The sequence below is a fragment of the Bradyrhizobium sp. AUGA SZCCT0182 genome, from assembly GCF_018130185.1.
Classification (GTDB): domain Bacteria; phylum Pseudomonadota; class Alphaproteobacteria; order Rhizobiales; family Xanthobacteraceae; genus Bradyrhizobium.
In genome coordinates, this window is record NZ_JAFCLY010000004.1 from 270,170 (window position 1) to 283,980 (window position 13,811).

At 56.2% G+C, this 13,811-nt stretch carries 12 protein-coding genes and 1 pseudogene; 5 read left to right on the forward strand and 8 right to left on the reverse strand.

All coding sequences use genetic code 11. The annotated features are described in order from the left end of the window. Window positions 1-70: 70 nt before the first annotated feature. Window positions 71-190: pseudogene (locus JQ611_RS42950) on the reverse strand (MBL fold metallo-hydrolase); the annotation flags it as partial. Between the two features lie 445 nt (window positions 191-635). Between JQ611_RS42950 and JQ611_RS07320 the strand changes: the two are divergent. The 4 genes from JQ611_RS07320 to JQ611_RS07335 all read left to right on the forward strand — a co-directional run bounded on the left by JQ611_RS07320 (window position 636) and on the right by JQ611_RS07335 (window position 6,240). After that, window positions 636-2,366 (forward strand): AMP-binding protein, encoded by a 1,731-nt coding sequence (locus tag JQ611_RS07320; protein WP_212465008.1) that lies wholly within the window; start codon window positions 636-638, stop codon window positions 2,364-2,366. 131 nt (window positions 2,367-2,497) lie between these two features. After that, a complete protein-coding gene (locus JQ611_RS07325) occupies window positions 2,498-3,271 on the forward strand; it encodes an SDR family oxidoreductase (RefSeq protein ID WP_283816739.1) in 774 nt (257 codons plus the stop codon). A gap of 805 nt (window positions 3,272-4,076) precedes the next feature. After that, window positions 4,077-5,309 (forward strand): ABC transporter substrate-binding protein, encoded by a 1,233-nt coding sequence (locus JQ611_RS07330; protein WP_212465010.1) that lies wholly within the window; start codon window positions 4,077-4,079, stop codon window positions 5,307-5,309. A 52-nt stretch (window positions 5,310-5,361) separates the two neighbouring features. Then, window positions 5,362-6,240: an SDR family NAD(P)-dependent oxidoreductase gene (locus JQ611_RS07335; protein WP_212465011.1), complete on the forward strand. Its 879-nt coding sequence runs from the start codon at window positions 5,362-5,364 to the stop codon at window positions 6,238-6,240. A gap of 628 nt (window positions 6,241-6,868) precedes the next feature. Here the strand turns inward: JQ611_RS07335 and JQ611_RS07340 are convergent. The 7 genes from JQ611_RS07340 to JQ611_RS07370 all read right to left on the reverse strand — a co-directional run bounded on the left by JQ611_RS07340 (window position 6,869) and on the right by JQ611_RS07370 (window position 12,777). Next, on the reverse strand, window positions 6,869-7,138 hold the full coding sequence (locus JQ611_RS07340; RefSeq protein WP_212465012.1) for a hypothetical protein: 270 nt from the start codon (window positions 7,136-7,138) through the stop codon (window positions 6,869-6,871). 194 nt (window positions 7,139-7,332) lie between these two features. Next, window positions 7,333-7,671, reverse strand: coding sequence for a DUF1330 domain-containing protein (locus JQ611_RS07345; protein WP_212465013.1), 339 nt, complete (start codon window positions 7,669-7,671; stop codon window positions 7,333-7,335). A 218-nt stretch (window positions 7,672-7,889) separates the two neighbouring features. Continuing rightward, window positions 7,890-8,327 (reverse strand): PaaI family thioesterase, encoded by a 438-nt coding sequence (locus JQ611_RS07350; RefSeq protein ID WP_212465014.1) that lies wholly within the window; start codon window positions 8,325-8,327, stop codon window positions 7,890-7,892. Window positions 8,328-8,511: 184 nt separating this feature from the next. Next, a complete protein-coding gene (locus tag JQ611_RS07355) occupies window positions 8,512-8,880 on the reverse strand; it encodes a hypothetical protein (protein WP_212465015.1) in 369 nt (122 codons plus the stop codon). Window positions 8,881-9,022: 142 nt separating this feature from the next. Further along, the gene (locus tag JQ611_RS07360; protein WP_212465016.1) at window positions 9,023-10,237 is read right to left on the reverse strand and encodes an ABC transporter substrate-binding protein; all 1,215 of its coding nucleotides are present in this window, start codon (window positions 10,235-10,237) and stop codon (window positions 9,023-9,025) included. Window positions 10,238-10,255: 18 nt separating this feature from the next. Continuing rightward, on the reverse strand, window positions 10,256-12,430 hold the full coding sequence (locus JQ611_RS07365) for an FAD-dependent oxidoreductase (RefSeq protein ID WP_212465017.1): 2,175 nt from the start codon (window positions 12,428-12,430) through the stop codon (window positions 10,256-10,258). A 173-nt stretch (window positions 12,431-12,603) separates the two neighbouring features. After that, window positions 12,604-12,777: a hypothetical protein gene (locus JQ611_RS07370; RefSeq protein WP_212465018.1), complete on the reverse strand. Its 174-nt coding sequence runs from the start codon at window positions 12,775-12,777 to the stop codon at window positions 12,604-12,606. A 456-nt stretch (window positions 12,778-13,233) separates the two neighbouring features. Between JQ611_RS07370 and JQ611_RS07375 the strand changes: the two genes are divergently transcribed. Continuing rightward, window positions 13,234-13,811: SDR family NAD(P)-dependent oxidoreductase (locus JQ611_RS07375; RefSeq protein ID WP_212465019.1), on the forward strand; the 578-nt coding region annotated here is incomplete at its 3' end.

A 13,811-nucleotide genomic window follows, 5' to 3' on the forward strand; every position in this document is an offset into this window, starting at 1 on the left:
TATGGCGAATACTCCCCTGCGCTTGTTGCGGCTGTTTCGCATTCATTTGCGGTGCAATGTTCTCCCGTTGGGCGAGGTTTTGCAGCGTGCGTCCGGCCGCGATTCTTGGTCGACTCGAGGGCAGAGACCCCGTTGCCGCTGTCGATGAGGACTGCTTGCTGCCGGTATTGATCAGCTCCGGATTGAACGGCGGCACGGGCAGTCGATAGCGGGAATGACAAAAGCGCGGTTGGCCCCAAGAGCACGACATCGTGCTGATGTCGCATCTGCATCCCGAGCACACAAACGGCATTCGCGCCCTCGATGGTTCCATGGGTTTCCGAACGCCGAGATCATGGTGCGGGCAAGGGAGGAATTTGTGTCGGGAGACATTGTTGCGGCTAGGTGTTTGATGCCGAGAGTTTGAAGATGCGTTGAGCATGGGATCAAAGGCGGTGCGCTCAATGATCATAGCTTGTCCTTGGCCGCAACGGCCCCCAGTTTGGCCGAAAGTGCCCTCCTATTATCGAGCAGCGTGCAAGCACGAATGTACAAAGCCGGGGACGGTCGCCGCGCCACGATTGTATGGTTCGATTTCGGCAACGGCGAATGCCACGCCGAACGATCAAAAAAATGCGGGAAACCAAGGAGCTAGAATGACCGAACGGCGCTGGTTAAGTAATTATCCGGATGGCCTCAACGCCGACATCGACCTAACAGCAGACTCGGGATCGCTGGTCGATTTGCTCCGCGCCAGTTTCTCAAAGTTCGGCGATCGCGTCGCCTACAACTTTTTCGGAATCGATATAACATATCGGACAGTGGATCTGGTTAGCTCGCACTTTGCATCGTATCTCCAAAGCATTGGCTTGGAGAGAGGCGATCCGGTGGCGGTGATGCTGCCTAACGTTCCGCAATATCCGATCGCCGTGGCAGCTATCCTCAAGGCGGGAATGATCGCCGTGAACGTCAATCCCCTATACACGCCGCGGGAACTCGAACATCAGCTAAAAGATTCCGGTGCTAAGGCAATTGTGATCCTGGACAAGTTTGCAGCGACGTTGGATCAGTGCGTCGCAAGAACAAAAATAGATCATGTCGTGCTCTGCTCGATCGGCGACATGCTGCCGTTTCCCAAGTCGGCCATTACCAACTTCGTCACTAGAAAAATAAAGAAGATGATTCCGGCGTTTGAATTAGCGGGCTCAGTAAAATTCTCACAAGCTCTGCGGCTCGGAAGTCGTCTGGTTCTCAAAAATCCTGAGATCAAGCCTGACGATGTTGCGGTTCTGCAGTACACTGGTGGCACCACCGGCGTATCGAAGGGGGCAATCCTCTCGCATCGAAATCTGGTCGCCAACGTTTTGCAAAACGAGGCATGGTTTGGACTAGCACTCGACACGATTCCCGCAGGCGAGCAGCCAGTCACGGCATGTCCCTTACCGCTATATCATATCCTCGCGTTTATCACGAGCATGGTTATGCTGAGGGTCGGCGGCAAGAATGTGCTGATACTCAATCCGCGTGATACGAGCGCCACCTTGAAAACTCTAAGGGCTCATAAAGTCCATATGTTTCCGGGCCTCAATACGCTCTTTAACGGATTAATGGCACATCCGGATTTCGACAAGGTCGATTGGAGCCATCTCAAGGTGACAACGGCCGGCGGCATGCCGACCAATCCGGAGACAGCTCGACGCTGGAAACTGCGCACCGGAAGCACGATTTGCGAAGGATACGGTCTGTCGGAGGCTGCTGGCACGGTAACCTGCAATCCGCCGACCGGAGACATCAGAGCTCCTGGTGTCGGCCTGCCCGTTCCCTCGACGTTCGTATCTCTGCTGGACCCCACAGGAAAGGAAGTCGGTCCGGGCATGGTCGGCGAAGTCGCGATCAAGGGGCCGCAGGTCATGCGCGGATACTGGAAGCGCGAGGAGGAGACGTCTCAAGTGTTAGACTCCCGGGGTTACTATCTCACGGGGGATCTGGGATCCATGGACCAAGATGGCTATCTCAAGATCGTCGACCGTAAGAAGGACATGATCCTGGTGAGCGGTTTCAATGTGTACCCCAGCGAGATCGAAAGCGTGGTTGCGGAACTGGAGGGCGTCCTCGAATGCGCCGCGGTCGGCACCCCAGATACCGATACGGGGGAGGCCGTCCGGCTGGTTGTCGTGCGAAGAAACAACGCGTTGAACGAAACTGATGTGAAGGCGCATTGTCGCCGTCATCTTACGGGATACAAGCAGCCCAGGATCATCGAATTCGTCGAGTCCCTTCCGAAGTCATCCGTCGGAAAAATACTCAGGAAGGACATGCGGGCCTTACGCGCCGATCAAAAATTGAACACGAACTTGCATCCAGGCCACCTGACAAGGGTGAAGTAGGGCCGCACCACCCTCTGGTGCCCCACGAATTGCAGCCGCGGACAGACCGGCTTCTAAGGCGCCATGTAGGCCACAGCCGCTCGCCGCCGAATTTAGCCAGGACACAAGGAAACCATATGTCCACACACGTAATGAAGCTTCTCAATTTGAGCGGCAAGACGGCTCTGATAACTGGCGGTTCGCGGGGGCTTGGACTGCAGCTCGCTGAAAGCCTCGGAGAGGCCGGCGCACGCATTGTAATCACGTCTCGAAAGGCGCCAGACCTCGAGGCCGCCGCAGCGGCCCTGACCTCGCGCGGCATCGACGCGCAATGGATAGCCGGAGACGCGGCGCGGCCGGACCAGGTGGAATACGTTTGCACCGAAGCATTGAACCGGTTGAAGCAGATCGACATCCTGGTCAACAATGCCGGCACGCCTTGGGCGGCCCCGGCTGAGAGTCATTCTATCGAAGCATGGGACAAGGTGATGAACCTCAACATCCGAAGCGCCTTCTTGTTCAGCCAGGCGATCGGGCGGGCCAGCATGATCCCCAACAAGCATGGTCGGATCATCAACGTCGCCTCGATCGCAGGGTTGGGCGGAAATCCGGCGGGAATTGAGTGCGTGGCCTACAACACCAGCAAGGGTGCACTGGTGAACTTCACCCGGGCGCTAGCGGCTGAATGGGGCGAGCATGGCATCACGGTAAACGCGATCGCACCCGGATTATTTCCGAGCAAGATGGGCGATGGACTTTTGGAGAAACTCGGCATGGATAACGTAGTCGCGCAAACACCTCTGGGGCGCATAGGCGACGAAGACGACCTCAAGGGCCTCGCACTATTGCTGGCATCGTCGGCCGGCAAACACATAACGGGTCAGATTATTCCGGTCGACGGCGGAATGAGTTGCGCGATGGGATGAACGTGACTTCCATACGATAGGCTGTCACTGGTCATGTCCAGTTGATCGACACACTGAGAACCGAGATCCCATCAGCGGTGTGTTCCGCCAAGTCCGAGCATGGACGATAGTACAAAGCATTTCGTGACCGCTCGCCTCCTTGTTGGCCGAGAATGCCCACTCCAGGAGCGAGCATTGCGGAATGCATTGTGAGGACGCTTCGACGAGCTCGCGTTCCGTCGCTCAACAGAAAACGCAATCTCACTATTGGGAAATGCCTCAACGCGGGTTCGCCGATAATCTCGCCGACTTATCAACGCCAGGAGAGCTTTCGTGTCCCATATGATTACACGCTTAGGCAATTCAGATACGTAAGTCGGGACGTTACCCGGCCGAGAAAGATGACGTCGTTGCTGTTCTCGGCGGCGCTGGCAGTCTCAGGCTGCGTTCCCGCATTTTGCCATCGCCAGCTCCGCACCAGCCTGGGCCGTGATGTCGGCGAGAACGATCTCCGTCACTGCTGCAGGGCTTCGATAGGTCGCAAGCAAAAAAAAGCCAGGGCTACAAAATGAAGTCCTGGCAGTCTGGGAGAAAACGGAACCAATGAGTCACGCCTACAAGCAAATTGACGAGCTTTCGCTTCGCCGCAAGCGCAATCCACGATCCTGGCCGTATCTGCCTCCGTAGTTGGCCGAAAATACCTCGTGCGGCGTCGCATCATCGCAGACCTCTCGACCCGTCACTCTCGTCCCGGCCCTAGGGTTGCTGACGCAAATGCAATGAAGGCGCCTGACGCCTGAATCAATAATGCAGATCGGAGGAAGCAATGGGATGCCTTACTGTATGGTCTCGCCGACAAATCCTTGTGATTGTGTCGCTGAGCCTTCTAACGTCGCCGACGCTGGCCGAAAAGGCGTATGGGCCTGGGGTCACCGACAGCGAGATCAAAATCGGACAGACAATGCCATACAGCGGACCAGCATCCGCCTGGGGCACGATCGGCAAAGCCCAGGCCGCATATTTCAAAATGATCAACGAAAATGGCGGCATTAACGGTCGCAAGGTTACCCTTATCTCCTACGATGACGCATATAGTCCGCCGAAAGCCGTCGAGCAGGTCAGGCGCCTGGTCGAGAGCGACGAAGTCCTGCTAATCTTCCAAATGCTTGGCTCTCCCTCGAACGCCGCGGTTCAGAAATATCTGAACCAACGGAAAGTCCCACAGTTGCTCTCCGTCACCGGAGCCACTCGGTTCAGCAACTATAAGGAATTTCCATGGACGATGGCCTTCAATCCCAACTACCAGTCGGAGGCCCACATCTACGCGAAGTTCATCCTGGCAAACTACCCTAATGCAAGAATTGGAGTTCTCTACCAGAACGACGATCTTGGGAAGGACTATGTGAAGGGTCTGAAGGATGGTCTAGGAGATAAAGCGGCCAGCATGATCGTATCGGAAGTATCCTACGAGGTCACCGATCCGACTGTAGACAGTCAAATTGTAAGGCTAAAAGCGTCGGGGGCCGATCTCTTCTACAATATAACCTCAGCCAAACACGCCGCTCAATCGATAAGAAGGGCAGCGGAGCTGGGATGGAAGCCCGTCCAGATCCTGGGCATCAACTCGACCTCCGTTGGAGCGGTCCTCAAGCCGGCCGGAACAGACGCTTCAACCGGGATTCTCAGCGTCAATTACACCAAGGACCCACTCGATCCCCAATGGTCCAGCGATCCCGGCATGAAGCGGTACTTCGTGTTTATGGACAAGTACTATGCAGAGGGCGATCGGCTTTCGTCGCTCAACTCTTACGGCTATTTGGCTGCACAAGTTCTGCAGCAGATCCTTCAAAGAGCGGGAGACGATCTGACCCGGGAAAATATCATGAACATTGCCACGAACCTCAGCGAGATAACGACTGACTTGTCGCTGCCAGGCATGACAGCATCGACATCGAAGACTGACTATCGCTTAAATAAGCAATTTCAAATGATGCGCTTCGACGGAGAACGTTGGGAATTGTTCGGCCCGATTCTGGTCGACGAAATGCCCACCGACTGAATCCGGGTTTCGAAGCAAGGGATCGCTGGCGTTCGCTTCGCCGCTAGACCGAATGGGCCTCGTCCATCGGTCGAAAGTGCCTCCTGAAGGCGTGCGACGAAGAGTTGGGCTGCACCGTTGCGATCTACGCGATATTGCGACCCGGTACATACGAAAGAGGCAACATGTCATCGCTTTTCGATTTGCCGGCAAGGTCGCCATTGTAACAGGATCGTCCCGCGGCATTGGCCGGGCGATTGCCGTACGCTATGCCGAGCACGGCGCGCAAGTCGTGATATCTTCGCGAAAAGCGGGCCCATGCGAAGAGGTCGCCAAGGCAATAAATCAGGAATACGGCCCCGGGCGGGCGATCGCCGTGCCTGCTAATATCTCGTCGAAGGATGATCTCGAGAACCTCGCGGCGACGACGCGGGCCAAATTCGGCAAGATAGATATCCTTGTATGCAACGCGGCTTCGAACCCGTACTACGGCCGGCAGATCGACATTTCAGATGACCAATTCAGAAAAATCCTTGAGAACAATATCATCGCAAATCACTGGATGATCGCTGCGGTCGTTCCCGGGATGATCGAGCGCAGGGATGGAGCGATTGTTATCATCTCTTCCGTCGGCGGACTCCGCGGCTCACCCGTAATCGGCGCCTACTGCATCTCGAAAGCTGCAGACATGCAACTGGCGCGCAACCTTGCCGTGGAATACGGAGAGTACAATGTCCGCGTGAACACGATCGCGCCAGGTCTCATAAAGACGGACTTTGCAAAGGCGCTCTGGGACGATCCCGATACCCTTGCCCGCGCAACCGCGAATACCCCACTCAGACGCATTGGTGATCCGGACGAGATCTCCGGGGTCGCCGTACTCGTCGCATCGAAGGCAGGCTCGTTCATGACGGGGCAGACAATTGTAGTGGATGGCGGTCAAACGATTTGAGACGAAAGCGTAAGCCCGTGCGGGAGCGAGCCGAACGCTATTCACTTGCGACACGGCACAAGCGCGATAGATATGATCGAGTAAGCAAGTTGGGCGCACTGCTTCATACCGCTCTGGCATGCGTCCGCTATTCCCCATGCGTTCCGCGAGTTCGATATCCACCTGGATGCGATCACGCTCGAAAGGCTGACGGTATCTCCTGCGATTACGGGCTTGATTCAACGCAATTCGCGAGATCGCAATGGCGGCCCTCGACACGGCAGCCCGTTGCCCCCGCTGCGCGAGCCGCTACCGACGTGCGAACCAGACGGGACGGGTCCCTCATAGCCGCGATTGTTTGCTTCCATCCCGTTTACTGAATGGGTTGAGGTTTAGACTGTCGGGCAAACTCCACTACGGTCTACGTCGTGAAAGTGAATGAGGCCGAGGTGCGTACATCGTCGACCTCGATGTCCTCGAAGAACCGCAGTCAACTCCCCTGAAGCGGGTCGCTCAGTCAAAGTGGGATGATGGAACCGTTCTCGTACAACGACTTTCGATATAATCCCACACACGACGTCTACCACTGTCCTGCGGGTAAGACCCGGACGACGATCGGGACACTTGTGAATGATGGAACTAAAATGCCCTACCCGGCGAGGAGTATGATTGCGACGGCTACGAACTCAGAGCACAACGCTGTCTGAAGGGTCCATTTCGCAGAATTCGGCGTAGTCAGCATGGAGCCGCTCGCGACTTCACTCCTTTCCGGCGCCGGCACGAGATCTTCGAGCAGTCGCGTCGTGAGCGCAAAAAGATCGAGATGCGATTCGCGCATTTGAAGCGTATCCTGAAGTTCGGCCGGCTTCGACTGCGCGGCCCACGAGGCGCGCAAGAAGAGCCTTGTTCTGGCTGCCATCGCTCAAACCAGCGATGGCTAGCATCGCTGGTTGCATGACGGCCACCCGGCTCACGCCTTGTTTATTGCGTAACGTAAGAGTTGCGTAGGCATGAGAGCCGGTGGATCAAAATCCATCGGGTTTAGCGAAGCCGAGCAACATCCATCGGTTTCCGCCGGCTTTTGCAACAAAATCCGCCAGATGCAGAAATGGACTAAGGTTGCTGGTTCTTGATGTGCGGCAGACGATCTTCAGGGGGAACATTACCGCTATCAATAATGAAAAACTCGGTATCCGCCGCGCCGTCCCTGTGCTGCTTAGCCTTTTGATATGCCGGACTTTCGTACCAAGCCTTGGCTGCCGCCACATCGGGAAATTCAATCAGGACGACACCTTCGAGCGACCCCATCAACTCTAGTGGCGCGAGCGGTGTATAAATGGAAAGAAACTTCGCGCCCCGTCCCTCAAAAGTCGGGCCGGCTGCCTTCCAATAGGCTTCGAGTTTTTGTCGATCATGCACGCTTCTGTTCAGGGCAATCATGTAAGCAGGCATTGTTGGCTCCCAGGGGCACGTTTCTAACATATGGAGATTTAGCCCTAGGGCTTGACTGTTATAGAATGCTTGGACGTCTCACTTGGCCAATAATTGTCACCATTGCGTCAAAAGCGACCATGACGGCCCCGAAGCGAGACTTCTGCTATTCCTCCAGGGGCGGACACGACTCGGACACCTCGGTCGTAATGTCGATCGTCGTGGGTGTCTAAGGCGGTTCAGAAGGCGAATTCCAAACTGGCGTGGGCTACCAATTCGCCGGTAGCCGCAAACGATACGCGAGTTTCCGTAAAGGCTGACGCTTTGCCAAAGCGCAGGACTTCTGATTTTACATGGAAGTCGTCGTTGACGGCGGGACGCAAGAAGTGCGTGTGTTGATAGACGGTGCCTTTAGATTGGCGCTCAGTCGTATGCATTGCCAGCGATGCAACCGTATCAATTGCAGCCATAATGGCCTGACCACACACAGCACCAGTGGAAAACCGGAGGGCATCATGTTGGGGAAGCAGTGCGGAGACCGAGCCAGGGCTAACCTTGAAATCACGAATCCCCAGCATCTTCACCCAAGGAGCGAAAAGAAAATCGTAAAACTCATCAACCGTAGCGTCCGTTAATGGAACGCAATGAAGCGGTATTGGCTTTGCAACGTGGGTCATTTGTGGGGCCTGATGCTCGGATTACGATACGGTAGTGTAACTCTATTACCTCATCCGGCTGTCCTAGTTGAAGTGGAATGCACGGCAGAGGCCAGTTAAATCGTTCTTCCTGGATGGCTTCCAGACGGCGAGGAGTTGCGACAATGCCGGAATGTCGAGTGTTGATAGGTCGGTCCGCACTTTCTCATTCAGCTGATAAGTGGTTTCGGCGCGATGTACTCCCGCCGGGATAGCCGAGCCAGTGCGGTCGGTTGGCTGAAGCCAGCAGCATTAGAAACAGCGCGCGACGGGCCTGGTACTTGGCGGCGGACCGGCTGCCTTCAGAGCCCTGCATGACGACGTGGCCCTCGATCGTGCAGAGGTACCACCGGCACGCCCGGCCGCGTTTCCTCATGCGGATTTCAAAAAGGGGGAGTTGCTCCGGCATCGTATCGCGGGTCTCTAATTTAAAGCGCTGATTCCAAGTGATCTTCCATTCCGCTCGGCAGGTCGGGCCGCTACGAATGAGGATATAGAGACCGCTCTGGTCGAGAAATGAAGCATGATTGTGCATCGTCGGTCCGTTCGGAAGGTCGATCGCCGTCTCGATCCAGGAGAAGCGACGGCGACAATATGTGTCACGACAAACGTTGGTTGCAAAAAGAGTTGATCATGTTCGCTAACAAATCCGGGGGTATTTTGACGGAAATGTTCGACTAACCACCAACCTCGCCATCGAGAATGTCTCCAAACATTTCCCAATGATCGCCGGTCAGGCGCTGCATTTGAAACTGCTCGATCGGAAAGAAATCCGTGGGACTTGTGTTGATCTTAATCCCGGGCAGAAAAATATCGTTTTCGAGATTCTTCAGATTAGCCGCCTGGCGCATTAAATTTTCTCGTGTCAAATCGTCGCCGCACTGCTTTATCGTATGCACGAGTGTCTGCGCCACGCCGTAAGCGTACAGGGTTGAGCCATCCGTCTTATCGCCGTCGGGCAAATACTTGTCCATGAATTCTGTGAACCTCTTGATACCCGCGTCATCCTTCCATCGGCTGTCCGTCGCGTCCTTCGAGTAATTCGACGATAGAAGCCCTTGTGCGTTTTCGAAACCGGCCGCTTTAATGGCGCTGAGCGAGGAGCTGATGTAGCTGATAATGTGAAGGGGTTTCCAGCCAAGCTCGGCGACCTTCTTAATACTCTGCGCGCCGAATTTCGGTGTCGTCATGCTCATAAGTACGCCTACATTGGCGGCCTTCAGTTTGACGATGTGGGTGTCGATCGTTGGTTCAGTAATTTCGTAGCTGTTTTCTGCGATGATCAGCGAGGCATGGCTTCCGAGCCCGTCCTTCAAGCCTTTAAGAAGGTCCTTTCCGGAATCGTCGTTCTGATACAGAACGCCGATTTTGACGCCGGGATGGTCTTTCAACAGATACTTGGCATAAGCCCGACCCTCGCTTTGGTAGTTCGGTTGCCATCCGATCGTCCAAGGAAAATTCTTAGGATCGCCCCACTTCGTTGCGCCTGTTGCGATGAAGATCTGCGGCACCTTTTTGCTATTCATATATTTATGAATAGCCGAGTTGGACGGTGTGCCGATCGAATTGAAAATCGCAAAAACCTCGTCGCTTTCCACCAACTTGCGCGCCTGCTCCACGGCCTTGGGAGGACTGAAGCCGTCATCGTACGAAATGAAATTGATCTTGCGCCCGTTGATGCCGCCCTGCTCGTTAATCATCTTGAAATAGGCGGCGTGCACCCGTCCTATGATTCCATAGGCCGATGCCGGTCCGCTATAAGGAGAAATATTGCCTATCTTGATCTCGGTATCGTTCGCGCCGGTATCATATTTGCTCTGCGCAAGAACCGTCTGCGACGTGCATATAAGCGCCGCAGCGGCAATCAAATTGAATGTGTGGAAGGATTTCATTGAGTGTTCTCCTTGTGCTTAGGAATGCGCAGCAATCGGGTGTTCCAGCGGGCCGAAATCCGTAACGTCCTGTTGCAGGACGCGCCTTGACCAGCCGTTCAGGGCCAGTACGAACTGTTTCGTCTCCGGGAGGAAAGGAAATAGAGGATAGATGTGAACCGAATCATCGACGAGTTCGACGGTGACATCGACACCTTGGGCTTGCGCGCGCTGGAGTATCCTGCGGGTGTCGTCGAAAAGCGCCTCGTTAGTGGCTGCGGTCAGAAACAACGGTGGCAACAAACGAAAATCGCCGAACAGTGGCGAGACGAGAGGATCGCGAGGCTCGTGACCCTGGAAGTAAGATGCCGCAAGGAATGTCAGGCTGTCTCGGTTTGCGGCCGGATCCTTGCCGTCCGCAAGCCGGAGGCTTTCACCACTTAACGTCATGTCGGCAAAGGGACAAACTGCCAGAATGCCTGCGGGGAGTGAATCGCCGGCCGACCGAAGCGCCATCGCGAGGGCGATTGCAAGGCCGCCCCCCGACGATTCGCCGCTGAGGATGATGCGTTCTGGTGAGATGCCCTCGCGGAGCAGACCTCGATATGCATCAACCGCGTCGTCGAGAGCGGCCGGATACGGGTTCTCCGGGGCGAGCCGATAATCAACCGTAAAACACTCGCCTTCGACGGCCTGCGCAAGGCGCGCGGCATAGTTCTGCGAACTATCGGCTGACCCAACGACATAACCGCCCCCATGGAAATGAAGGACGACGGGTCCCGACTTCGAACTCGATGAATTGATGCGGATCGTCCGTACGCCGTTAAGCTCCCTCTCGGCACTTTCGAGGCCGCCGTCCGGTGGAAAGTTCGTTAGGAGGAACCGTTCGTACGCCTTCCTCAAGCCGTCGTAGCCTTGAGCGGCATCCTCCGGCGTTAGCGCATTTTTCCACAGATCGTATGCCTTACAGCTTTCGGGACGGGAGAGGCGGAATCCCTCCTGAACCGCGGACAGGCCGAATACCTCGCCGATTGGTTGATCGACCGCCTTCAGGACATCGTATTTCCAGCCTAGTCCCCAGCTTGTCTCCGCCAGCGGATCGATGCGCGACATACCCTTCCAACGGCCGTTTCGCATACGGATCCGTTCGCGATCGGACTCGTGCACGAGCTTGACCATCGCGCGCGCGCCGGATTGAACGCGCGTGGTGCGCGGCCGGCGGCGGGTCTCGTACTCCCGCAAGGCGTTCGGAATGTCGTTCGATTTAGAAAGTACGGTGGCGATCGTCCAAGCGTCTTCCATTCCCTGGCATGCGCCCTGGGCCAGGAAGGGCACCATCGGATGCGCCGCGTCGCCGAGCAGGGTGATGCGTCCGCTTGTCCAATTTTCAATCGGATCGCGATAGTACATTCCCGTAATAAAAGCGGTATCGATCTGATCCAGCAGTTGTTTTAGTCGTGGCTCAGCAGCGGAGAACGATCGCCTAAACTCCTCGATGTTACCGCCCTCTTCCCACGATTCTCGCTGCACTTCCGTGTCCGGAACGGACGCAAGGACGCTGTACAGTTTCTGCGGCCGAACCCAGTACGACACGATCGTGCGGCCCGGACCGGTCCAATTGTGTCCGCGCTCCGGCAGGTCGACGGACGAAAGGCGGTCGCCCGGAATGAGGGCGCGCCACATCAGAATATTGGCGGCTTGGGCCGGCTTGTGCCCCCACAGTCTTTCGCGGACTAGCGAATGAATGCCATCTGCGCCAACAACGGCATCGGCTTCTAGAACCTCGCCGGTAACAAGCTTGACCCATGCCAAATCCGCGGTCTGCCCGAGTTCCTCACAACGAGCTCCGAAGCGCAGCACCCCGGCGGGAAGCCCCTTAGCGAGCAGGTCAATCAAGTCCGCGCGGTGCAGATTGTACAGCGGCGCACCATAACGCAGCGCAGCCTCTTCACCGAGCGGTGTTGCAAAGAGCATTCGGCCAGTTTCGAAGTCGTTGGTATCCCAGGCCTGGGGAATGACGCCGACGGCGAGCAGCTTGTCCTCAAGTCCTAACTCGCGCATTACCAGCGTGCCGTTTGCTCCGATCTGAATCCCCGCCCCGATTTCGCGGAAATGCGGTGCCTGTTCGACGACGGTTACATCAATGCCCTTTTTCACAAGAGCTAGAGCTGCGGTTAAGCCTCCAATGCCGGCACCAATAACGATGACTTTCATTCGCTGCCCGCTGGTTTTGGATCCGACCGCGCTATCATTCGCGGTCTAAGCTCGGGGTGTGCAGATGCCACTGGAAGCGCCGGTAATGAGTGCGGTCGTCATGAATGTACTCCTACGTTACCTTGCAACAGTTCGTTGGCATTCGGGATAGGTACTTAACCAGCGCCGTTCGGTCATTCCGAAGTGTTCTGATCTTTCAGCGTGGCGTCGCCTTTGACGAAATCGAACCGCATAATCGTGGTGCGACGACCATCCTTGATTTCGTACATTCGTTCCTGCAAGCCCAATAACAGGAGGGCAGTTTCGGCCAAACTGAAGGCCGTTGCGGCCAGGACCAGCTTGATCATTAAGCGCGTTACCGTTGAACCCCGCTCAAAACGCACCTTGAAACTCTCGGTACACTGGGCCGCAACGATGTCTCCCGACTTTCAAGACTCTGACTGGCGGCGAAGACTGTATCGGTTCGCTATCTTCGCCTTCTGTATGACCGGAGAGGCGCTGCCGGGTCTCCTCAATGCGTTTGGCGCCCTTCCGCTTGCAGTTCTGATCGATCGCGCCCTCTCTTCAGCAATGCGCTCAATGATCATAGCGTCTCTTGGCCGCAACGGCCTTCAGTTTGACCGAAGCGGCCCTCCTGTTATTGGGCTTGCAGGAACGAATGTACGAAACTAGGGCCGGTCGCCGCGCCGTTCGCACTACCCTCTAGTGCCACGCGAATTGCAGTCGCGGACGGCTGGCTTCCAAGGCGCCATGTAGGCCACAGCCGCTCGCCGCCGAATTTAACCAGAACGCAAGGAAACTATATGTCCACACACGTAATGGAGCTTCTCAATTTGAGCGGCAAGACGGCTCTGATAACTGGCGGTTCGCGGGGACTTGGACTGCAGCTCGCCGAAAGCCTCGGAGAGGCCGGCGCACGCATTGTAATCACGTCTCGAAAGGCGCCCGACCTCGAGGCCGCCGCAGCGGTCCTGACCTCGCGCGGCATCGACGCGCAATGGATAGCCGGAGACGCGGCGCGGCCGGATCAGGTGGAATACGTTTGCACCGAAGCACTGAACCGCTTGAAGCAGATCGACATCCTGGTCAACAATGCCGGCGCCTCTTGGGGTGCCCCGGCTGAAAGTCATCCTATCGAGGCATGGGACAAGGTGATGAACCTCAACATCCGAAGCGTCTTCTTGTTCAGCCAGGCGATCGGGCGGGCCAGCATGATCCCCAACAAGCATGGTCGGATCATCAACGTCGCCTCGATCGCAGGGTTGGCCGGAAATCGTTCGGGAATCGAGACGGTCGCCTACAACACGAGCAAAGGTGCACTGGTGAACTTCACCCGGGCGCTTGCGGCAGAATGGGGCGAGCATGGCATCACGGTAAACGC